Raw genomic sequence first — 22,268 nt, 5'->3', positions numbered from 1 at the left:
ATGGAAGCTCCAAACAATATTATTTTGCCGGCTCTGATCCTCATTCCGTTCATTGCAGGTTTCATATGCTGGTTGGTCGATAAACTCGACCAACACTTGCCGCGTTATATCGCGTTGATCGGTATGCTGGTGACGTTGGTCTTGACCATCGTCCTTTGGCAGACTGGTACTTATAACTATGAATTAGGCGGTGCTACACCTTCGTGGGCTGCCGAATTCAAATTGCCTTGGATTCAAACCCTGGGCATTAACATTCACTTGGCAGTGGATGGTTTATCACTTCTTATGGTTGGCTTGACTGCACTCCTGGGTGTGCTGGCAGTCGGCTGTTCATGGGGTGAGATTCAAAAGAACGTTGGTTTCTTCCACTTGAACCTTTTATGGTCGTTGGGTGGTGTCATCGGTGTCTTCCTTGCGATTGACCTGTTCCTGTTCTTCTTCTTCTGGGAGATGATGCTGGTGCCAATCTACTTCCTGATTGCCCTTTGGGGTCATAAAGGAGCAGAAGGCAAGTCACGTGTTTATGCAGCTAACAAGTTCTTCATTTACACGCAGGTTGCCGGTTTGGTGATGCTGATTGGTATCCTTGGCCTGGTGACTGTGGGCTATACCATGACGGGTGAAATCCGTTTCGACTACAACTATTTATTAGGTGTGGCGAATACGCTTGATGCTCAGGCTCCAGCGGTGGCTTATGCATTCATGATCTGTTTATTCATCGGTTTTGCGGTAAAACTTCCAGTTTTCCCATTACACGGCTGGTTACCAGATGCGCATGCGCAAGCACCAACAGCGGGTTCTGTCGATCTTGCAGGTATCTTGATTAAGACTGCGGCTTACGGTTTATTACGTTTCGTGATTCCGTTTTTCCCGGCAGCATCTGCACAGTTTGCAGACTTCGCAATCATTCTTGGTTTAATCGGTATTTTCTACGGTGCTTGGTGTGCTTTCCAGCAAACCGACATGAAACGCCTGTTAGCCTATACCTCTATTTCACACATGGGCTTCGTTTTACTTGCGATCTACGCAGGTAACATCCTGACTTTCCAAGGTCTGATGATCATGATGTTGGCACATGGTATTTCATCTGCTGCACTGTTTATTATGTGCGGTCAGGTATATGAGCGTGTGCATACGCGTGATATGCGTTTGATGGGTGGTATGCGTGGTCAGTTCCCGTATCTTGCATTCTTCCTGATGTTCTTCGTCGCGGCGTTGGTGGGTATTCCAGGTCTAGGTAACTTCATTGGTGAGTTCCTGATCCTGATGGGTGCTTATGCGAAATTCCCGGCGTTTACCATTCTTGCGGCAATCAGTTTGGTATTTGCGGGTCTGTATGGTTTGATCCTGATTCACAAAGCCTTGTTTGGTGTACCAAATGAAGCGCAACAGCAGCACTATACAAATCCGTTAAAAGATCTAAATGCACGTGAAATCGCATTATTGTTGATCTGTGCGTTTGGTCTACTTTGGCTTGGTCTATATCCACAAAGCTTCCTTGACGTTTCTAACTCAAGCATGGCGTGGTTAGCGAATAGCTACATTCCAGTTCAAGAAGTGGTTGAAGTTGCTGATAAAGTAACGACTCAACTTGAAAATGTGGAGATCCAATAAGCCATGAACTTCACAATGTCTTTTTCTGAGCTTATGCCTCTAGCACCTGTGATGATCGTGTCGTTAACTGCGATCGTCGTGATGTTGCTGACCGCAATCAAGCGTAACCATAACTTGGTGGCTACCACCACGGTGATTGGTTTAAACCTTGCTGCGTTCTATATCATTTTCGTTTTGTTGGCGGGCGTGTTTGCACCTGCCAACGTGATGAATCTGTTCATCGTAGATCCATTTACGATGCTGTACCAGTTTGTGATTTTGATTGCTGCACTTGCATGTGCGACCTTGTCTCACGCGTATATCGAAACCTATAAAGATAACCGTGAAGAGCTGTATATCCTGATGCTGACATCCGTTGCGGGTGCCATGCTGATGGTGGCAAGCTCACACTATGCATCATTCTTTATCAGCCTTGAGTTGATGTCGATTCCTGTATATGGCTTGTTGGCATATACACATCAACGTTCTCAATCGCTTGAAGCGGGTGTGAAATATCTGGTGCTTTCAGCAACTGCATCTGCAATGCTGCTTATGGGTATGGCATATATTTATGCATATACAGGTACTTTAAGTTTCGTTGCTGAACCGGGCAAACTGTTTACTGTATTCAGTCAACCGGCTGTGGTAATTGGTCTGGCTTTAATTGTATTTGCTGTGGCATTTAAATTATCGCTGGCACCATTCCACAAATGGACACCAGACGTATACGCTGGTGCACCAGCGCCAATCGCGACTTTCCTTGCGACTGTTGCGAAAGTGGCGATGATTGGTCTGTTTGTTCGTTATGTATTGTCTTCAGGTTTAATCCTGGCAGACAGCTTCGTCACCATCATTTCGATTATTGCGGTTCTGTCTATCCTTGCAGGTAACTTGCTGGCGGTTCGCCAGGTGAACTTGAAACGTATCTTGGCATATTCTTCAATTGCACACTTTGGTTATTTGCTGGTTGCCATCGTAAGCTCACGTAATACCGACTTCTTGCAAGTTCAAGGTTTCGCGACTTTTGAAAGTGTAAACGTCTACGTGATTACTTATGTATTAACCACGATCGGTGCGTTCGGTGTCGTTACGCTGATGTCTAGTCCGTATAACAATACGGATGAAGCGGGTAGTCTGGCTGAATACCGTGGTCTGTTCTGGCGCCGTCCAGTATTGACTGCTGTATTGACGGTGATGATGCTGTCTCTTGCAGGTATTCCTTTAACTGCCGGCTTTATCGGTAAGTTCCTGGTGATTAAAACTGCAGTTGCAGGCGAAGCCTGGTTCCTGACTGCTATGGTGATTCTAGGTTCTGGTATCGGTCTGTACTACTACCTGCGTGTGATGGTTGTACTTTACATGACACCACCTGAAACACCACGTCTAGATGCGGTGAATCATTGGGGTCAAAAAGTGGGCGGTATCATGGTACTTCTTGCTGCGCTTGCGGTACTTGTGATCGGTGTCTACCCAGATCCGGTGATTGCAGTATCTAAATATGCATTCTTTGCCATGTCACCTGAATTGCAACAGTTCATTTTCACTTTGGTTCAAAGTGGTTTTAACTAATATCTGCAAAGATTGACGTTATTACAAAAAAGCCTCCATGATTGGGGGCTTTTTTATTTATACAAATCAATAAAAGCCTTTATAATAGCGGAAATTTATCTTTAACCTTTTAGGTGTTCTCCCGTGGCAATCCATGAAATCCGTCATCCACTCATTCGACATAAGCTTGGTTTACTCCGTCGTGCAGATATCAGTACCAAGAATTTTCGTGAGTTAGCTCAAGAAGTGACCATGCTTCTAACTTATGAAGCAACCAAAGACCTGCCAATGGTTGAACATGATATTGATGGCTGGAATGGTGCTGTTACAGTTGACCGTATTGCGGGTAAAAAAATCACTGTTGTACCAATTCTACGTGCCGGTATTGGCATGCTTGACGGTTTCCTGAACCTGATTCCAAGTGCAAAAGTATCGGTACTTGGTTTAGAGCGTGATGAAGAAACTCTGGAAGCACGTACCTATTATAAAAAACTGGTTCCAGACGTACAAAACCGTATCGCGATGATCATTGATCCAATGTTGGCGACAGGTTCTTCTTTAGTGGCTGCAATTGATGTATTGAAAGCCAGCGGCTGTAAAGACATTCGTGTGATGGTTCTGGTTGCTGCACCAGAAGGCATTAAGCGTGTAGAAGCTACGCATCCGGATGTTGTGATTTTTACTGCTTCTATCGATAATGGCTTAAATGAAAATGGTTATATCGTTCCAGGTCTTGGCGATGCTGGCGATAAAATCTTTGGTTCAGTTCAAAAAGACTAATTTTTGAATATGATGAAAAAAGGGGCTACTACAGCCTCTTTTTTATATAATGTAGACAGGGCATTTTCAGGATAGGACAATAGCATGAAAGATGAATTGTATCAGGGCAAAATTAAACAGTATGACCCTGCCAAAGGTTTCGGTTTTATTGGCTGCGCTGAGGGAGATGTATTCTTCCATATTTCAGACTTCCCTGCGGCAGAAGGCGAGCCAAAACGCAATGAACGCGTGAAATTTAATGTTGTTGAAAATGGCGATAAGTATAAAGCGATTAAGATTGAACGTGTCGAAGACAACTCAAAGAAAGCTAAAAAAACCAAAGTGGCAACACACAATAAATCAATTACATCGGCATTGTTAAACAACTTCCGTGGTTAATGGATTATTCTCATACTTAATAGTGTTTGGTTACATTCTAAAAGAGGCTTTCAAGCCTCTTTTTTTTATAGCACCACCGCTTATATATTTAAAGAGACAGACAACACATAAAAAATCCACCAAACAGCAACAATGCTGAACATTTCCTTTGGCTTAGAATACAAATTAAATGAATTCTATAGAGATAAATGTCATGTTTACGGATGGAAAAATTAAAACTTACGATTCCGAACGTGGTATGGGTACTTTGGAGTTAATAGGGGAAGCTCAAGAGTTAAGTTTCAAGCTACAGGATTTACCTTCGCCTGAAATTGAGCCACAAATTGGAGAGCGGCTTAAGTTTAGAATCAATTCCCAACAAGAAAGCATGACCTTAGACAACATAGTACGTCTGGATATTAAAGTGCAGGATGAATTTGTGCCAGAAGTCGTCCCCTTGCAATCCTTGGCACCTACAGTGCCTGTTCCGGTACGTAATTCACTTTTCTTTAGTCCGACCCTATGGCTGGCATTGGTATCAGCTGTTGGGTTTATGATTTTTGGCGAAGTATAAATAAAGAGAAATTTTAATGTTTTACTTTTAACTTGAGATCTATTCTTCTGCCATAAGATGCACTTTTAGTCTTTGTCTTTATGCTTTAGAGAATTTTACAAAAGATTTTCAGTCGCTTTTTGATTACAATCATAAAAAATATTAAAGATAAGAGCGAATTATGTTTCAAGAGGGGGAAATCAAAACCTATAACGAAGATCGTGGTTTTGGTTTTATTCAGATCGAAGGACAATCTAGAGATTTATTTTTTCATGTCAAAGACTTTCCCAATAAAAATATTCCGCCAAAAATTGGGGAAAAATTAAAGTTTTTAATTGTAGAAGATAATGGAAAATTTAAGGCAGAGCATATTGTTCGCTTGGATATTAAGCAAGAAGCGCCTGTTACGCAACACAATGATCTACATGGAGATATTGAAAGCAAAGCTTCTCCACGTTATGAAAAGACAAAGTCATTAACGATATCAAAAATAATCACAATATCAGGACTGGTGATTATTTTGATTCTTGCTGTTCTTGTTTATAACAAATACCAAAGCTACCAGGCTCAAAAACAGCAAAAGCTTGAGGAACTGATGGTAGAACAGCAACGAATTGTCGCTGAGCAGCGAGCAGCGCAAGGTGATCTAGCTATGCAAGGATTATCTGAGCAGGGCAGGAAGAATCTGGAGAATCGTGGCACTGAGTTAAGAAACCAAAGTGCCCCCGTTAATCTGAAAACTTCAGAAATGGCTTCGCCATCTGTATCTCAATTTAAATGTGATGGTCGTACACGTTGTCCTCAAATGAATTCCTATGAAGAAGCGGTGTTCTTTATTAGAAATTGTTCAGGTACGAAAATGGATGGTGATGGCGATGGTATTCCATGTGAGGATCAATTTGGATATCGTCGATAAATAAAAAAGCACCTTAAGGTGCTTTTCATATTTTAGCTTTCACAAAAATTCATAAAGGCTCTCAGACCTGGACCCTGATATTTCTGGCGATGTACTAGCATGAACAGAGGACGAGTCAGCGACCAGAATGGTGTATCCAGAATCACCAATTGACCTTTTTCACGTAAAGGCTCAATTGCAAGTTTGGAAATGCAGGACATGCCGATTCCGCCCGCTACGATTTTTAAAATCGCCTCATTATGACCGAGTGTTAGACGGATATTGGCATCCGGCACATCTTTCAAGATGGCATTGTCAAACACCTCACGGGTACCTGAACCTTCTTCACGCAGAATCCATTCAACAGATTTGAAATCTTCAGCGGTTAGTTCACGGTTCAATTGCGCAAGAGGATGATCCGGCGCACAGCACACGGCCAGCTCATCATCACGCCAATGGATACATTGGAGCTGTGGCAGATGACAGGAACCTTCAATTAAGGCAAGATCCAGCTGGAACTGATTCACCGCTTCAATCATTTGACGAGTATTACCGACTTGAAGCTGTAAATGTGCTTGCGGCTTGATTTTCAAGAAATCGGCCATCAGGTCAGGAATCAGGTAATCTGAAATCGTCAGGGTTGCACCTAAACGTAAATCAATACTTTGAAGCTCACCTTTAGCAACTTGTTCAAAGGATTCACAGCGGCCTAAAATTTCCAGGGCTTGAGGGAGAAGAAAGCGCCCCAGGTCATTTAGCTGTAAACGTTTGCCTAGACGGTCAAATAGTGGAGCACCCAGACCATCTTCCAGATCTGCTAAAGCCATACTAGCCGCACTTTGTGTAAGCTTGACGGCATCGCTAGCCTTCGTTACGGTACCCTCTTGTGCCACTGCTACAAAAACAGCCAATTGGCGTAAAGTCATGCGCATGAGTAGAGCCTTAACATTTAAAAAAATATTAATAAATTATGTTGCCATGCTACCATGAGCACAGTCTTTCATGCCACGTTGAAATCATGTCAATTGAAAAATTTACCCGAGAAAAAGTTTTATCTGTACACCGTTGGACCAATACATTATTTAGTTTTACGATGACACGCCCGGCACATTTCAAATTTACTGCAGGGCAATTTGCGCGTATTGGTTTGCAAGTGGGGGATGAACTGGTGGTTCGTGCCTATTCGGTAGTGTCATCTCCTTTTGATGAAACTCTGGAGTTTTTCTCGATTGTCGTTCCAGAAGGTAAATTTACCTCCAATTTACAGCACCTCAAAGTTGGGGATGAGCTGCATCTGGAAAAAATTCCTTATGGTTATCTGACTCTGGCACGTTATCAATTGCCTTTGCCTAAAGACCTATGGCTACTGGGTACCGGCACGGGGCTGGCACCGTTTATTTGCATGTTGCAAGACTTTGAGACCTGGAGCAAATACGAGAAAATCAATCTGGTTTATAGTGTGCGCACCCGGGCAGAACTCGCTTATGTGGACCGGATTCAAGAAATCGCTGAAACCTTTGGCGAAGGACATACTGGTTTTAAATTTATCCCGATTATTACCCGTGAACCCGATGCACCTTTGCACGACCGTTTACCGATTCTGATTGCCAATGGTGAACTGGAAAAGGCAGCGGGTCTAACGCTTAATCCGGAAACAACGCATGTCATGCTTTGTGGTAACCCGGAGATGGTGAATGACACCAAGGAAGCTTTAAAAGCCCGTGGCCTGACCATGAACCGCCGTGGTGAAGGCAATATCGCGGTCGAGAATTACTGGTAAGGCTGAAGAATTTATGAGCAAAAGCTCCTACTTGAAGGCAATGCGGTTCACTGGAGAGGAGTCGCATGGTGATCTAGGGGATAAGGGGTTTTTGAGATATTAACTGTTCGAGGTATTGTAGGCCTCGAACGCCTCTCCAAAACAAACTATCTATCCCTGATCTGCAGGCAATCGCCGCCTGGAAATAGTCGCGGAACTGCTCAACCTGAGTGTGGACTTGACCCACTTAACGGTGATATTGTGAATAAAAGTACTCAGATTCGAGAGCTTAAACAGATTTTTAAGATCTAAAATATCCTGCTGAAATACCATAAAAAATCCGATGCCAAACCTGACATCAGATTCCCTAATAAATTCCAAAATGATTCAAATGCTTAAGTAAAAAGCATTGCCCATTGCGGAGGTTTTTTCGATTCAAGCTTAATGCACAAACATATCCATGGATTCACGGATTTCCTGAATGGCGGTTTCGACATCGGGGCTGAGCCAAGTCGGTTCAAAGAATCCGGCATAGTGCTCAATACGGTCTGCAGGCACCACCAGACGCACCGGACAGTCTTCTTCCAATAAGCGCCATGGAATAATCGGCACTTCATTATCCAGCCATGCTATCACATCTCGAATATCGATAATCATCGCATTCACACAGTCCGGAAAAGGCATCACGGAAAATTCTTCGGTACGACGACGGAAATATTCCAGATCCTGCCAGCGAAGCAGGAAGCTTGGCTTGCTAAATTCAATAATTCCAATCAGATGCTGATCACGGCTGTAGTGCAGCGTACATTGATGTGTGACGTCAGTATCAAGATCAAGCGATACACTTTGTTGACGATACGCCATATAACTCGGGTGTATAAATGAGAAGGTGGATAATTATAACGCATTTCATCGCTGAAAGGCAGCGTCTCAACTGTCTTCACTAATGCCTGCGGAACTGGTATGGCTTATGCATATCTCTAGGGAACAACGATAAAAACAACGAGGTTGCTATGTCAGAGTCAAAAAGTGTGATTGATACCAGTGTGACTGAAACAGCAGTACAGGAAGATTATTTTGCCTTACGTCAGCTCAAGAAAGGCGCCGTAGGTTGGCTGCTTCTCGTCGGTCTAGGGGTCGCGTATGTGATTTCCGGCGACTTCGCTGGTTGGAATTTCGGTCTGGCACAGGCGGGTTGGGGAGGTATGTTTATTGCGACCATTGTAGTGGCATTTATGTATCTGTGTATGTGTCTGGCCATGTCGGAAATGTCGACCATGCTGCCGACTGCGGGCGGAGGTTACAGTTTTGCCCGGACTGCTTTTGGTCCCTTTGGCGGCTATCTGACCGGGAGTGCTATCCTGATTGAGTATGCTATTGCTCCGGCAGCAATTGCCTGTTTCATTGGCGCTTATTGCGAAGCCTTGTTTGGTATTGGCGGCTGGATCATTTATCTGGTGAGCTATCTGGTGTTTATGGGCTTGCATCTGAAAGGTGCTGGTGAAGCACTCAAAATCATGTTTGTGATTACCGCAATTGCTGCGGTTGCCTTGATGGTGTTTATCTTTGGCATGTTGCCTCATTTTAATAGTGCAAACCTGTTTGATATTGCAGTCAGCACGGAAGCGGCGGGTGCAAGCAGTTTCCTGCCATTGGGTTATCTGGGCATCTGGGCAGCAGTACCTTATGCGATCTGGTTTTTTCTGGCAGTTGAAGGTGTCCCGCTGGCAGCCGAGGAGGCCAAAGAGCTAGCCAAATCCTTGCCGCGTGGCCTGATTGGGTCCATGCTGATTCTGGCATTCTTTGCCCTGAGTATTTTGTTGCTCGGTCCTGGCGCAGCAGGTGCAGATACGCTTAAAGATTCTGGTGCACCGCTGGTGGATGCCTTGGTCGCAGTCTATGGTGCCAATACCTGGATGGCTAGTTTCGTGAATTTTGTCGGGCTGGCAGGTCTGATCGCTAGTTTCTTCTCGATTATCTATGCCTATTCCCGTCAAATTTTTGCACTCTCACGTGCCGGTTATTTACCGAAAAATTCTCTTTAACCAACAGCAATCATGCACCTTATTTGGCCATCATTATTCCGGGGATTATTGGCTTCCTGCTGTCCCTTTCAGGTGAAGGTGATCTGCTGATTCTGATGGCGGTCTTTGGTGCCACCATTTCCTATGTATTAATGATGATGTCCTACATCAAACTGAAACTGTCTCGACCAAATCTAGTACGTCCTTATCAGGCACCGGGCGGTATTGTGACTGCGCCCATTGCGCTGGTACTTGCTGCGATTGCCGTGGTGGCAGGCTTTCTGGTCGATCCAAAAGTCTGGTTAATGGCAGCTGCCATTTACGTTGCACTGATTCTCTATTTTCTGCTGTATAGCCGTCATCATCTGGTGGCCGGTACACCGGAAGAAGAATTTGTCCGTATCGAGGCAGCAGAAAAGGAATTGAAATAAATTATCTATCAGGGAGAGCATGCTTATGCTGTATCAGATCAATGTGGCCAGTCAGCATTATATCTTTGAGGATTTAAAAACCCTGTTGGCCAAGGCTACGCCTGAACGTTCTGGTGATCAGCTGGCAGGGATTGCGGCCACTGATGCAACCGAGCGTGTTGCTGCACAAATGTGTCTGGCAGAAGTACCATTACAGCAGTTTTTGCATGAAGCTGTGATTCCTTATGAGGAGGATGAAATTACCCGCCTGATTCTGGATGAACATGATGCCGATGCTTTTTATCCGGTCTCGCATTTTACTGTGGGGGATTTTCGTAACTGGCTACTCAGTGCAGATGCCACCACAGAAAAGATTACGGCCTTAAAAATGGGCCTGATTCCGGAAATGGTCGCGGCAGTGAGCAAGATTATGCGCAATCAGGATCTGATTCTGGTGGCAAAAAAATGCCGAGTAGTGACTCGGTTCAGAAATACCATCGGGCTGGAAGGGCACTTATCGACGCGTTTGCAGCCGAATCATCCGACCGATGACTTGATGGGAATTTCTGCATCTATTCTGGATGGACTGATGTATGGCAATGGAGATGCCGTCATCGGAATTAATCCGGCCACAGATAATCTGCAGAATTTAACTGAGCTGCTCAAACTGCTCGATCATGTTATTGAGGAATATGAGATTCCAACTCAATCTTGTGTTTTGACCCATATCACTTCCGGCATTCAGCTGGCAAATAAAAATGTTCCGATTGATTTAATGTTTCAGTCTATTGCGGGAACCGAAAAAGCCAATACTGGTTTCGGCATCAATCTGGCGCTATTGCAGGAAGGCTATGAAGCCACTTTAAGCCTGCAACGCGGCACCGTGGGCCAAAATGTGATGTATTTTGAAACCGGACAGGGCAGTGCCTTATCCAGCAATGGCCATCATGGCGTGGATCAACAGACCGTGGAAGTGCGTGCCTACGCCGTGGCGCGTAAGTTTAATCCCTTGCTGGTCAATACTGTAGTCGGCTTTATCGGGCCAGAATATCTGTATAACGGCAAGCAGATTATCCGGGCCGGGCTGGAAGATCATTTCTGTGGCAAGCTGCTCAGTGTGCCAATGGGCTGTGATATTTGCTACACCAATCATGCCGATGCCGATCAGGATGATATGGATGTACTGCTGACCTTGCTTGCCAATGCCGGACTGAATTTTATTATGGGGATTCCCTGCTCGGATGATGTGATGCTGAATTATCAGACGACCTCCTTTCATGATGCGCTCTACATCCGGCAGTTACTGGGATTAAAACCGGCACCCGAATTTGACCATTGGCTGGAGCAGCAGGGAATTTTGGCGCAACAGTCCAATCAGTTGCACTGGCCAACCGAGTTGCCTAAGCAATTTTCACGTCTAATCCTGTCTTGAGGAAGTACTATGAAACTGATTGCCGATGTGAAATTTGAGTCCCAATTACAGGATAACCTCTGGCAGAAACTGAAAGCTTTTACTGATGCACGGATTGCCTTAGGCCGAACTGGGGGCAGCTTGCCGACTCGACCAAGTCTGGAATTTCAACTGGCGCATGCCCAGGCCAAAGATGCGGTACTGAAGCCACTCAATATTGAATCCTTAAAAGATGACTTAGCTAAAACCGGACTGCTCATCCTGGAAATTGAAAGCCAAGCGGTGGAAAAGGATCTTTATCTGAAGCGTCCTGATCTGGGGCGGGTGCTTTCAGAGCAGTCCAAAAACATGTTGCGACAATATCGGACTGAACATCAGGAACATTGGGATGTGGTCATCATTTTAGGAGATGGGCTCTCGGCACGTGCCATTGAGGAAAATAGCCCGCATTTTATTTCGGCGTTGCTGGAGGCTTGTAAAGAACAAGGCTGGCAGATTGCCCCCTTGGTGATAGCCCGTGGCAGTCGTGTGGCACTTGGCGATGAAGTGGCAGAAATTTTACAGGCGAAAATGCTGGTCATGCTGATTGGCGAACGGCCGGGTTTGAGCTCACCGGACAGTATGGGAATTTACTACACTTATAATGCTTTTAAAGGTTGTCATGATGCCTTGCGTAACTGTATTTCCAATGTCCGTCCTGCCGGCTTGACCTATCCACTTGCCATCCAGCGACTGGTGGCATTGATGCGTAAATCCTGTGAGTTACAGCTTTCAGGAGTACAGTTGAAAGATGAACACCAAACCCCAGTCGACATACAACATAGCCCGGCCAAACGGCTATTTTAAAGCAGTAACCAGCAGAGAATTCTGATGGATTAGTGACTTACATCCCGTCACCATCTCACCATGTTTTGTCACAGAAGCCCTATTCACAGCTTGTTATTCTAAAAATCTACTTATGAATAACAAAGAGTGAGAATGGTTATGGTCGATGATTTCAATAAAAAGCCACCTTTAAATCATCAAGCAGACGTGACGCAAAAAAAGCGTATCCCTGTTTATATCTTGATTTTGGTCGGTATTTTTTTACTCGCACTACTGTTCTATATGTTTGCTGACATGAATCCAGATGCGAATGATGCTCCTGCAGGACATCCAAATCCGAATGTACAGCCTGCTACCCCAAATAATTCAACTCCAGTCGGTGAGCCTACACAAGGCACCGCCACCATGAATGATGGAACGGAAGCTACAGCAACCGTGGGTGATGGCACAGAAGCAACAGCAACTGCGACTGATGGACAGGCGACTCAATAACTGAAAATACCTGAAAAGCTCTAGTGAACCACTGGGGCTTTTTTGCAATGGATGGTGATGTTTTAAGGTAGTGCCATCTACCTGGCTTGAGTCTGAAAACATCAAATCTAATATGAATCCGGAAGAAGAAGGGGCTGATTGTTTCAGGGAGATGCCCCCGATTTCAGATAAATAGCTTAATAACAAAGAGGGTAGAACAACATGAATGATTATATGAGAAGCCCGCGTGGTGGCTTCGATGCCATGTACTACTGGGATCAGTTCCATCCCATTCTTAGTGCAATTGCCATATTAGTAATTGGCTGGATCATTGCGTTACTGGTCTCGGCAGGCGTTAAAAAGCTCTTGCAGAAACTGGGTACCAATACACATTTAAATACGGCGACAGGTCATCACTCCAATGTGGAGAGCATTATCGCCCGCGTCGTGTTCTGGATTATTCTGATTATTGCCGTGATTGGTGCGCTGAATGTACTTAATCTTACCAGTGTCAGCGGTCCATTCAGTAATATGATCCAGCAATTCCTGTTATTTATCCCGCAGTTACTAGGTGCAATTGCAGTCGGATTCATAGGTTGGATTGTGGCCAATCTGGTCAAGATAGGGTTACAAAAGCTACTGGACCGAACGCAACTCGATGAAAAACTCAGTGCTGAAGTCGGTGTCAGTCCGATTAGTAAAAACATCAGTGAAATTGCTTACTGGTTAATTTTATTGCTGTTCTTGCCAATCGTACTGTCTATTTTGGGTCTCAACGGTCTGTTGTTACCAGTTCAAAATATGCTGACCGATGTCGTAAGCTACTTACCAAACATCTTCATTGCTGCAGTCATCATTTTTGTTGGTTATATCCTGGCGAAAATTGTGCGCGGTATTGTTGAAGGGCTATTAAACAGTCTGAACGTACAACAACATGCTGAAAAAGTAGGCATCTTTAAAAACTCGAATGTTTCCCAGGTGATTGGGTCATTTATCTTCGCCGTGGTGATCATTACCGCACTGATCATTGCATTTGAAGCATTGGGTATCGAGGCCATTTCTCAGCCTGCTACAGCCATGCTGTATGAAATCATGAATGCCATTCCGAATATCATCGCTGCTGCGTTGATTCTGATTCTGGCGTATGTGGTGTCTAAACTGGTAGCACGTCTGGTGGTTGAAGTAGTTGCCGGTACAGGTGTTGATGAAATTCCTGCCAAACTGGATATCCAGCGCTTTTTAGGCACGACTAAACTTTCCAGTGTAGTTGGTTTCCTGATCGTTTTATTCACCATGCTATTTGCGGTGTCTGAAGCAGCGAACCGTCTGGGCTTTGAACAGATCAGTGGTCTGATTGCAATGTTCATCTACTTCGGTGCCAATATCCTGCTCGGTGCGGTGATTCTGGTAATCGGTTTCTGGCTGGCGAATATTGTTGCGAATATCGTACAACGTGGTGAATATAACAGCTCACGCTGGTTAGCCAATCTGGTTCGTGTCCTGATCATGGGACTGGTTGTGGCAATGGGTCTGCGTGCTATGGGTATTGCCGATTCGATTGTTAACTTGGCATTTGGTCTAACTTTGGGTGCTGTAGCAGTGGCATTCGCCTTGGCATTTGGTCTGGGTGGTCGTCAACCTGCAGAGCGTGTACTCACAGATTTGATTGATAAAGCCAAACGAGAAGCCAAAGACCCTAACCCTGTCAAAGAAAAAGCTGAGAACAGCATATTTTCTGGATTAGGTGGCAAGACCACAGGTACAAGTGCAACCGACATGTCAGGTACTACAGGTGCGGCGATGGGTATGAGTTCTACAGATAGCTCAATGAGCCAGTCCTCTGGTGGTTCGCAAACTGCTACAGGCACTAGCGATTCTTCAATCACAACTCCAGGAGCAGGCATCATGCCAAATCAGGATTCAGACAAGAATATGCCTATGGGTACGGATTTATCTCATACTACCCCGGCAATCCTTACCACTGCACCGCAGGATGATGAATCATTGGGTATTGATCCGGTCAATCCGGATGCGGATCAAGCCGTACCAGATTCACTAAAAGTCGATCCGACTCATCCGCCAGTCAATAATCCATTTGGTTCAACTGGAGAAAAAGAGCCGAATGTCGATATTGATCGTTCTATTCAGAAAAAAGATGACCTGAAATAACCTGTTATCTTTAAGCAAAATCGACCACGCTCATGTGGTCGATTTTGTTCAGTCATAAGGAAAAATGAATGAATACCAAAAAACCTAACAAAGTTCTGGCTCCTTTAGTCATTGCAGGAATTACGCTTGGCTTTTTTACCGCTGCCTATCGATTTGTTTTTGTGAAGAGCAGACAGGACGAGCAGTCTGAGCGAGAGCTGGATAAGAAAATACCAGAGACAGACGAATTTAACTGAGGAGTCAATCCTGCTCAGTCACCAGGAATAGAATTTATTTTTTAAAAAGTATAGAATATTCAAGTGAATACTAAAATGATTTTGGTATTTTTCTTGCATTAAAAATATAAAGAAAAGGAGATCAACAATATGTGGAAAGCACTACAACATAAATTCATGGCATCTTCAGCAGATGACGTACCACTATTTCTGCGAGAAGCTCAAAAAATGCAGCTGACGATTGACCGTTTAACAAATACGGCCAATCTCAACCTGTTTAAAACAGACTATCTGGAATGAGTTAAGTAGCAAACCAGATTATCTATTGATTAAATATATTCCGATGCGGCATGTGCCGATGACCATGCCCATTGGAAATTATAACCGCCCAAATGTCCAGTAACATCCAGCACTTCACCAATAAAATACAAGCCTTTCTGCTTTTTACTTTCCATGGTTTTTGAGGATATTTCTGTAGTGTCTACACCACCCAAAGTCACCTCCGCTGTACGGTAGCCTTCAGTTCCTGAAGGTTTCACTTCAAAGCCATGCAGACGTGCCGCAATCTGTTCCAGCTTGTCATCGCTGATATTACCAATGGCAGTTTCAGCGCTTTCAATCCAGATCAGATTTTGTAATTCAGCCACCACACTTTTCGGTAAATATTCATTGAGTAGTGTACGTAACAAGACTTTGGGCTGGCTTTGTTTTTTGGATTTGAAGAAATCCAACAGATCAACACTTGGAAGAAAATCAACCTTAAAGCTCTGACCGACATTCCAGTAGTTGGAAAGTTGCAGGGAAGTTGGCCCACTCAAACCGCGATGGGTAAACAATAGCGCTTCGGTAAAGCTATTAAGCTCATTCGAGAGAGTTGCTTCTACGGCATTACCGCTTAAGCGCGTGGTGACTTCTTTAAATCCGTCAGAGAAGGTAAATGGAACCAGTCCGGCACGGGTTGGATAGACGTGATGTCCAAACTGTTTTGCAATCTCATAGCCAATGCCTGAACCGCCAAGCGTAGGAATCGATAAACCACCGGATGCGACGACTACAGATTCAACTTCAAAATATCCCAGTGAGGTTGCCACCTGAAAGCCTTGATCATCGACTGGATTCACTGCTTTCACTTCGCAGCTGGTTTTAATATCAACCAGCCCAGTTTTGTCACATTCCGCCAGCAGCATCGACAAGATATCTTTTGCACCATTTAAGGTAAACAGCTGTCCATGTTTGCGCTCTTCATAGGCAATACCGTATTCACATACCAAGCCGATAAAGTCCCAGTTGGTATAACGCGTTAAAGCCGAAATCACAAAATGTAGATTGTGTGAAATATAATTGCTCGGTTCGACTTCCAGATTGGTGAAATTACATTTACCACCGCCCGACATCAGGATTTTTTTGCCAACCTTGTTGGCTTTTTCTACTACCACGACTTTGCGCCCACGTTGCGCAGCCATATACGCCGTCATTAAACCTGAGGCACCGGCACCTATGACTAGAACATCGTATTGCTTGGAAGACATTACACACTCAAGGGAGAAGAAAAGGGAAGCATTATAGACAATTTTATTTCAGCTTTCTCTATTCCAGAAAAATCAGTTCTGTGATTGCAGATTTATAGCGGATTTTAAACATAAAATATTTGAAAGCGGCTTAAAACTCATGCATAGTTTTTGTACAAACTAAAAACCTAATAACAAGGAAAAGCGAATGGCAAGTGTGGAAGATTTAAAACAATATAATCTGATTACATATATTCTTTATATTTTAGGATTTTTTCTTGGTCTGACTCCATTTATTGCAATTGTGATGAATTATATCAAGCGTGATGAAATGCGCGGTACCTGGCTGGAAAGTCATGTCGATTGGCAAATTAAAACCTTCTGGATCAGTTTGCTGGGCTATATCGTCGGTGGCTTATTGACTGTGATCTTGATTGGTTTCTTGATCGTGTTTCTGGTCTTTATCTGGCATATCTACCGCTTGGTCAAAGGGTTAATTGCCTTAAATAACAATCAACCGATTGAAGCTTAATTTGCTATAAAATCAAAGGGAATATGACGGCCTTGCAGACCACCAGTATGAATCACCAACAGTTTTGCCCCAGCCGGAAAATAATTTTTCTCGATCAGATCAAAAATCCCCATCAGCATTTTAGCCGTGTAGATCTGCTCCAGTGGAATTGAAAATTCGGCTTCAAAATCCCGGATAAACTGTACCAAGGCTGCACTAGTTTTGGCATAGCCACCACAGCAATAATCATCGAGAATGTTCCAGTTGGTTTTATTCATTAGTTGGGCGACTTCATCTTTTAAAAATGAACCTTTCAGTGCGGAAAATCCTAAGATCTGTTGATGCGCGTGACTGGCTTCGATCAATCCGCTGATGGTGCCACCGGTGCCTACTGCACAACAAATCACATCAAATTGCGCATCGCTATCTTTTAATATTTCCTGACACCCTTGAATCGCCAAAGCATTGGTTCCACCTTCAGGAATCACATAATGTTCAGGAAATTGTCGAGCGAGTTCGGCCAAATACTCAGGCTGTTGCTTGCGCCGATATTCATCACGACTGACGAAATGCAACTGCATCCCGAATTCTTGGGCGGTGGCTAATGTTGGATTCAATGGTCGATCAGCCAGTTCTTCACCCCGAATCACTCCAACACTCTGAAAACCAAACTGCTGTGCGGCAAATGCAGTAGCAGCAATATGATTGGAATAAGCACCTCCAAAACTCAGAATATGCTGATAACCCTGTCTTTTGGCTTCAAGAAAATTATATTTCAGTTTAAAAAACTTGTTGCCCGAGATTTGTGGATGCACCAGATCCAGACGACGTATTATTAAAGTAATATCGTGAAAATTAATCTGTTGATCTGGAATATTTTGGGCAATGGTTTCAAACATAAAAGTTCGCAAAGTTCATGATAGAGGCATTATAGCGGAAGTGCTAAAAATCAAAGTTTTTCAATAAGCCATTATTCGCTGAAAGCTATGGAATTGGTTGTAGATTGTCACAAATATTCCGCTGATTATTTAAACAACAATGCTAATCTAAACAGAGGAAACCCTGAGGAGGGTAGAATAATGAAAATATTATCCTGTGCTGTGTGGGTCGGCATGCTGCTCAGTCTGTCGGGCTGTGATGATGCGTTGAATAAACCTAAAACAGAAACCCGTACCATGATTATTGGTGGCGTACCTGTATATGAGCAGGATTATCAACTGCTAGACAAGCATTTGAGTGCTCAGGATCAGTTGAAACCTTAAGTAATTGCTATAGTTGAAATTCATGAAAAATCCAGAAATTTTTACAGCAAATTGTCAGGTTTTTGCTTAAAATAGCCCTTCAATTTTTAAGTCAGGTTATCTCGTGGAATCATTCTGGATTTTAGGTTCGATTGCTTTTGCCCTGATGTTAGGCGCAATGAGTCCCGGGCCAACTTCTATTTATGTGGCAAAAAATTCAATTGCCATTTCACGTAAACATGGTTTATTTACTGCATTGGGTACTGGTCTCGGTGCAGCGATTTTTGGTCTGCTGGCGGTTCTCGGTTTGCAGGCATTTTTACTGGCTGTACCCTCAGCGTACCTGGCCTTAAAAATTTGTGGTGGTTTATATTTACTTTGGTTGGCGTTTAAAATCATTAAACATGCCAAAGATCCGATCGAAGCGGATACAACCATTAGCAAACAGATGTCTTTACGCCGTGCTTTTACCACTGGTTTAATCACACAGTTGTCCAATCCCAAAATTGCGATTGTGCTGGCCAGTATTTTTACCGCGTTATTGCCCAAAGAAATTCCAACGTATTTTTATTTTGTTTTGCCTGTCTTATGTTTCTTTATTGATGCTGGCTGGTGTTCACTGGTCGCAGTTGCATTATCTGCGGAAAAGCCACGTCGTGTTTATTTGAAGTTTAAGGCCCTGTTTGACCGCGCAGCAGGCGCAGTTATGACGGTACTTGGCTTAAAACTGATCTTTGGTATGAAGTAATTATTTCGTATAGACGCTCTGCTTATAAATAAAAAAAGCCCCTAGTTGTAGAGGCTTTTTTATATCAATTAAAAAGTATTTTCTTCCGAATTAGCAGAAATACGATGAATCGACAAGTCTGCTCCGTTGAACTCTTCTTCCTCAGTCAGGCGAATACCCATCAAAACCTTAAGCAAGCCATACACCAAAAAACCACCCGCCAAAGCAATGACAATCGCCAGCATTGTACCTAGGAGTTGTGAAATTAAAGACACTCCTCCCATTCCTCCGAGCCATTGCTGACCGAAGATACCTACAGCTAATCCACCAAAAGCACCGCAAACGCCATGTAAAGGCCAGACTCCCAATACATCATCCACTCTAAGTTTATTTTGGGTATAGGTAAAAAGTTTCACAAAAATAATACCGGCGCTGATCCCGATAAAAAAAGCACCCAAGGGATGGACAACATCTGATCCGGCACAAATCGCCACCAGACCTGCTAAGGGACCATTATGCAGGAAGCCCGGGTCATCTTTCCCCGCAACTTTGGCTGCTATTGTTCCACCGATCATGGCCATCAAAGAGTTAATGGCGACCAGTCCAGAAATGGCATCCAGCCGCTGCGCGCTCATGACATTGAAGCCGAACCATCCCACAATCAGAATCCAGGAACCCAAAGCCAAAAAAGGAATTGATGAAGGAGGATGCGCGGTGATCCGGCCATCTTTTTTGTAACGGCCATGACGCGCACCAAGTAGGATTATTGCGGCCAGTGCGATCCAGCCGCCCATTGCATGAACGACAACTGAACCGGCAAAATCATGAAAACTTGCACCAAATGCATGGGTCAGCCAATCCTGAAAACCAAGGTTGCCATTCCAGATCATACCCTCAAAAAACGGATAGATCAGCGCAACCAGAAATAATGTCGCTAAAGCCTGTGAACGCATTTTGGCACGCTCTGCAATCCCGCCAGAGATAATCGCTGGAATGGCTGCAGCAAAGGTCAACAGGAAAAAACAGCGCATCAGATTGTAGCCATGATCGGCAGACAAGGTTGCAGCATCATGGAAAAAGTGCTGTCCGTAGGCAATATAGTAGCCCACTAAAAAATAGGCGATCGCAGAAATGGCAAAGTCGGTTAGAATTTTACTTAAGGCATTGACCTGGTTTTTATGTCGAACTGTTCCAAGCTCTAAAAAAGCAAATCCAGCATGCATGGCAAGCACTAGAACTGCACCGAGAAGAAGAAATAATAAGTCTATATTTTGCATGGTGCGTTCCAATTTAGTGCTCGGGATCACAAAAGAAAATCAGTATATAGAGGCAAATGGATTGTAGAAGAGGCCTAAGCAAGGGAAATTTTGATGAAGAATTTCTTGAAATTGATAAGACTCGATATAAAGCACAATACAATTTTTGTGCACCAAACTAAGACACAGGAAGAGTTCATGAAATTCAAATTTATATTATATTTTTAGGTATTTATATTTATCGTGAGAAAAACGGTGTTAAAAAGGCATGCTAAAGGTGCACATGAAAAGTGAAAGATTTTTAAGAAAAAATTTAAAAATAAATGAAACCCTTGCTTTTAAATCTCAAAGCGTCATTTAAGTTTTAAATTTACCAAGTCATAGGGGAATCTGGCTGAAGGAGATTTAAAATAAATAAAACCCTAAAAAATTAGGGTTTCATGCTTAGATAAAATTATTGAAGTATTCAATTAATCTTTAAAATGTACCGGAATCCATTGATAGCTTTTATTGTCTTTAGAATAAATATGTCCAATCCCCGGAAATGGCAAATGCGGTGCAGCTACCGTCTGACCATTCTTCGCATATTCAGCAAAATACTTTAAGCGGGTTTCAATCGCCTTTTTCGGATCGACATCGAAGTCAACGCCGGTCTGTGGACGATCAAACTGCAGCGTATGTGAATGCACAATATCTCCAATAAACACCATCTGCTGACCTTGTGATTTTAAGCTAAAACCAAAATGCCCCGGTGTATGTCCAGCCGAACTGATGACATCGAAAGCATGGATTTTATCGCCAGTTTTAAAGGTTTTGAGCTGATTCTTGGCCTGATAGGGGGCAATGGCTTTCTTGATTTTATCGACTGTGCCCAAAAAACCTGCCTGCTTGGCTTTTGGTAATTTGTCTGCTGTTTTAGGATTCATCCAGAAATCCAGTTCAGTTTGAGACACATAAATATTGGCATTGGGAAAATTGGCCACGCCATTATTGCTGATGCCGCATACATGGTCAGGATGCAAATGCGTGAGCAGGATGGCATTGACCTGTTCAGGTTTATGCCCTGAAGCCTGTAAATTGGAATACACTGAACCTAGGTGTGGACCATTACAGCTTGAAGTTCCGCTATCGACCAGAACCAGTTCTTTGGCTGTATTGACCAGAAAGGCATTCACGGATGTCTGGATGCCTTTGGCCTGATCGACGTAGTATTTTTTCAAGATCTGATCGGCTTGGGCTGCTGGAATATCTTTAAATAAGGCTTTGGACAGATAATTGCTACCATCCAGCAGGGCAGTAATCTGGTAATCTCCGAAGTTATGCTGATAATACCCCGGAACCTGTTTTTGTTGTTGGGTGCTAGAAACGGTTTGTGCATGTGTTTGAGAGATACCCGTCATTGAACCTAAAGCAAGCAGTGACATGACGAGAGAAGATGTGAAGTATTTCATGGCTATTCTTATGTAATTAAAGTCAATTCTATGTATTAGCACGGATGCCAGCAAAAAAGAATATGAATATATTTACCATTTTTTTAAATAGCAATGCCGATTTGGCATCTGTACTAAAAATTAAGTCTGAATCTGTATATTGATTTTTTGAAAGTAAAGAATTTATTTTTGATGAAAATATTATTATAAATAAAATGCTTAGATACATTTCACTTTTTATGAAAAGCTCGTTAACATGGGGTATTACGAACAAGCTTTGGGTGTCGCGATGAGTTTTTGGAAAAGAAAAAACAATGCCAGCTTTGTATTTTTCATTATTACCTTATATTCACTACTGGGCTTTGGACTGGGCTATGTGATTTGGGAATTTGTGTTGCAAGGCTAAGTGACCCAGCAATAAAAAAGCCTCTAGAGATAGAGGCTTTTTTATGATCGTATGAAGGTTTTATTATGAGATTTTCTAGAAAAAACATTAGGGTCTGTTGACATTTACTGTTCATAATTAACCCTATAAAGGTAGCCATAAAAATATACAGGCTAAAGCAACAGAACTTTGATAATTTC

At 43.3% G+C, this 22,268-nt stretch carries 23 protein-coding genes and 1 pseudogene; 18 read left to right on the top strand and 6 right to left on the bottom strand.

The genetic code is table 11. The annotated features are described in order from the left end of the window. From nuoM to NI470_RS07405, 6 genes are all read left to right on the top strand, one after another. On the top strand, positions 1-1,614 hold the full coding sequence (nuoM, locus tag NI470_RS07430; protein WP_253148106.1) for an NADH-quinone oxidoreductase subunit M: 1,614 nt from the start codon (positions 1-3) through the stop codon (positions 1,612-1,614). A 3-nt stretch (positions 1,615-1,617) separates the two neighbouring features. Beyond that, positions 1,618-3,162, top strand: a complete 1,545-nt coding sequence (gene nuoN / locus NI470_RS07425) for an NADH-quinone oxidoreductase subunit NuoN (protein WP_253099934.1) — start codon at positions 1,618-1,620, stop codon at positions 3,160-3,162. A 123-nt stretch (positions 3,163-3,285) separates the two neighbouring features. Continuing rightward, a complete protein-coding gene (gene upp, locus NI470_RS07420) occupies positions 3,286-3,921 on the top strand; it encodes a uracil phosphoribosyltransferase (RefSeq protein ID WP_004280765.1) in 636 nt (211 codons plus the stop codon). Between the two features lie 84 nt (positions 3,922-4,005). Next, positions 4,006-4,299, top strand: coding sequence for a cold shock domain-containing protein (locus NI470_RS07415; RefSeq protein WP_004732065.1), 294 nt, complete (start codon positions 4,006-4,008; stop codon positions 4,297-4,299). A 193-nt stretch (positions 4,300-4,492) separates the two neighbouring features. Continuing rightward, a complete protein-coding gene (locus tag NI470_RS07410) occupies positions 4,493-4,852 on the top strand; it encodes a hypothetical protein (protein ID WP_253148107.1) in 360 nt (119 codons plus the stop codon). Between the two features lie 160 nt (positions 4,853-5,012). Beyond that, on the top strand, positions 5,013-5,747 hold the full coding sequence (locus NI470_RS07405; RefSeq protein ID WP_253148108.1) for a cold shock domain-containing protein: 735 nt from the start codon (positions 5,013-5,015) through the stop codon (positions 5,745-5,747). Between the two features lie 32 nt (positions 5,748-5,779). On the opposite strand, the gene gigC is transcribed toward NI470_RS07405, so the two are convergent. Next, positions 5,780-6,658, bottom strand: coding sequence for a LysR family transcriptional regulator GigC (gigC, locus tag NI470_RS07400; protein ID WP_004280761.1), 879 nt, complete (start codon positions 6,656-6,658; stop codon positions 5,780-5,782). 86 nt (positions 6,659-6,744) lie between these two features. Between gigC and NI470_RS07395 the strand changes: the two genes are divergently transcribed. After that, complete coding sequence (locus NI470_RS07395; protein WP_253148109.1) at positions 6,745-7,506, top strand: ferredoxin--NADP reductase; 762 nt, start codon at positions 6,745-6,747, stop codon at positions 7,504-7,506. A 420-nt stretch (positions 7,507-7,926) separates the two neighbouring features. Here the strand turns inward: NI470_RS07395 and NI470_RS07385 are convergent, their stop codons facing one another. Beyond that, positions 7,927-8,349 (bottom strand): hypothetical protein, encoded by a 423-nt coding sequence (locus NI470_RS07385; RefSeq protein ID WP_253148110.1) that lies wholly within the window; start codon positions 8,347-8,349, stop codon positions 7,927-7,929. A gap of 149 nt (positions 8,350-8,498) precedes the next feature. On the opposite strand from NI470_RS07385, the pseudogene eat reads away from it, so the two are divergent. The 7 genes and pseudogenes from eat to NI470_RS07350 all read left to right on the top strand — a co-directional run bounded on the left by eat (position 8,499) and on the right by NI470_RS07350 (position 15,310). After that, positions 8,499-9,940 (top strand): annotated as a pseudogene (gene eat, locus NI470_RS07380) (ethanolamine permease). Between the two features lie 25 nt (positions 9,941-9,965). Beyond that, positions 9,966-11,351 (top strand): ethanolamine ammonia-lyase subunit EutB, encoded by a 1,386-nt coding sequence (locus tag NI470_RS07375; RefSeq protein WP_253148111.1) that lies wholly within the window; start codon positions 9,966-9,968, stop codon positions 11,349-11,351. A 9-nt stretch (positions 11,352-11,360) separates the two neighbouring features. Next, complete coding sequence (eutC, locus tag NI470_RS07370; protein ID WP_253148112.1) at positions 11,361-12,176, top strand: ethanolamine ammonia-lyase subunit EutC; 816 nt, start codon at positions 11,361-11,363, stop codon at positions 12,174-12,176. Positions 12,177-12,314: 138 nt separating this feature from the next. Further along, positions 12,315-12,647: a hypothetical protein gene (locus tag NI470_RS07365; RefSeq protein WP_005106219.1), complete on the top strand. Its 333-nt coding sequence runs from the start codon at positions 12,315-12,317 to the stop codon at positions 12,645-12,647. 201 nt (positions 12,648-12,848) lie between these two features. Beyond that, the gene (locus NI470_RS07360; protein ID WP_004732045.1) at positions 12,849-14,795 is read left to right on the top strand and encodes a mechanosensitive ion channel; all 1,947 of its coding nucleotides are present in this window, start codon (positions 12,849-12,851) and stop codon (positions 14,793-14,795) included. A 68-nt stretch (positions 14,796-14,863) separates the two neighbouring features. After that, complete coding sequence (locus NI470_RS07355; RefSeq protein WP_171260769.1) at positions 14,864-15,031, top strand: hypothetical protein; 168 nt, start codon at positions 14,864-14,866, stop codon at positions 15,029-15,031. Between the two features lie 129 nt (positions 15,032-15,160). Further along, entirely contained in the window at positions 15,161-15,310 is a 150-nt protein-coding gene (locus tag NI470_RS07350; RefSeq protein WP_004645868.1) for a hypothetical protein, read from the top strand. A 29-nt stretch (positions 15,311-15,339) separates the two neighbouring features. On the opposite strand, the gene NI470_RS07345 is transcribed toward NI470_RS07350, so the two are convergent. Then, positions 15,340-16,539, bottom strand: coding sequence for a BaiN/RdsA family NAD(P)/FAD-dependent oxidoreductase (locus NI470_RS07345; protein ID WP_253148113.1), 1,200 nt, complete (start codon positions 16,537-16,539; stop codon positions 15,340-15,342). Between the two features lie 187 nt (positions 16,540-16,726). On the opposite strand from NI470_RS07345, the gene NI470_RS07340 reads away from it, so the two are divergent. Then, positions 16,727-17,050, top strand: coding sequence for a DUF4870 family protein (locus NI470_RS07340; protein WP_253148114.1), 324 nt, complete (start codon positions 16,727-16,729; stop codon positions 17,048-17,050). Here NI470_RS07340 and NI470_RS07335 read toward each other — a convergent pair. Next, positions 17,047-17,928, bottom strand: coding sequence for a 1-aminocyclopropane-1-carboxylate deaminase/D-cysteine desulfhydrase (locus NI470_RS07335; RefSeq protein ID WP_253148115.1), 882 nt, complete (start codon positions 17,926-17,928; stop codon positions 17,047-17,049). The two genes, NI470_RS07340 and NI470_RS07335, sit on opposite strands and share 4 nt — an antisense overlap. A 180-nt stretch (positions 17,929-18,108) precedes the next feature. Here NI470_RS07335 and NI470_RS07330 point away from each other — a divergent pair, with 180 nt between their 5' ends. After that, on the top strand, positions 18,109-18,291 hold the full coding sequence (locus NI470_RS07330; RefSeq protein WP_005104073.1) for an NF038215 family lipoprotein: 183 nt from the start codon (positions 18,109-18,111) through the stop codon (positions 18,289-18,291). 103 nt (positions 18,292-18,394) lie between these two features. Next, on the top strand, positions 18,395-19,018 hold the full coding sequence (locus NI470_RS07325; RefSeq protein WP_004280739.1) for a LysE family translocator: 624 nt from the start codon (positions 18,395-18,397) through the stop codon (positions 19,016-19,018). A 68-nt stretch (positions 19,019-19,086) separates the two neighbouring features. On the opposite strand, the gene NI470_RS07320 is transcribed toward NI470_RS07325, so the two are convergent. Together NI470_RS07320 and NI470_RS07315 are read right to left on the bottom strand one after the other, a co-directional pair. Beyond that, positions 19,087-20,274 carry an ammonium transporter gene (locus NI470_RS07320; protein ID WP_044111056.1) on the bottom strand — a complete coding sequence of 396 codons (1,188 nt, stop codon included), beginning with the start codon at positions 20,272-20,274 and terminating at the stop codon, positions 19,087-19,089. 449 nt (positions 20,275-20,723) lie between these two features. After that, positions 20,724-21,704, bottom strand: a complete 981-nt coding sequence (locus NI470_RS07315) for an MBL fold metallo-hydrolase (RefSeq protein WP_044113228.1) — start codon at positions 21,702-21,704, stop codon at positions 20,724-20,726. Between the two features lie 268 nt (positions 21,705-21,972). On the opposite strand from NI470_RS07315, the gene NI470_RS07310 reads away from it, so the two are divergent. Further along, a complete protein-coding gene (locus NI470_RS07310; protein ID WP_086044934.1) occupies positions 21,973-22,089 on the top strand; it encodes a hypothetical protein in 117 nt (38 codons plus the stop codon). Positions 22,090-22,268 lie beyond the last annotated feature (179 nt).

The sequence above is a fragment of the Acinetobacter lwoffii genome (genome assembly GCF_024129115.1).
GTDB classification, from domain to species: domain Bacteria; phylum Pseudomonadota; class Gammaproteobacteria; order Pseudomonadales; family Moraxellaceae; genus Acinetobacter; species Acinetobacter lwoffii_T.
Note: the sequence above shows the minus strand (reverse complement) of the source record. Positions and strands in the feature narration are given on the sequence as shown.